Annotated in this window: 1 protein-coding gene; it reads left to right on the forward strand. The window is 55.4% G+C overall.

All coding sequences use genetic code 11. The features are described from left to right. Positions 1-3 precede the first annotated feature (3 nt). Positions 4-233 (forward strand): GTP-binding protein (locus tag ON45_RS21940; RefSeq protein ID WP_241432257.1); only part of this gene is annotated, 230 nt, incomplete at its 3' end.

Below are 233 nucleotides of genomic sequence, written 5' to 3' on the forward strand. Positions count from 1 at the left end.
GCAATGAGCAAAGAAAAGTTTGAGCGGAACAAGCCGCATGTGAATGTCGGGACGATGGGTCATATTGACCATGGGAAGACGACGTTGACGGCGGCGATCTCGAAGACGTTGGCGGAGCGTGGGTTGGCGGATTTCACGGATTTCGAGGGGATTGACAAGGCGCCGGAGGAGAAGGCGCGTGGGATCACGATCTCGATTTCGCATATCGAGTACGAGACCGAGAAGCGTCACTA

Source organism: Ilumatobacter nonamiensis YM16-303 (assembly GCF_000350145.1).
Taxonomy (GTDB): Bacteria; Actinomycetota; Acidimicrobiia; order Acidimicrobiales; family Ilumatobacteraceae; genus Ilumatobacter_A; species Ilumatobacter_A nonamiensis.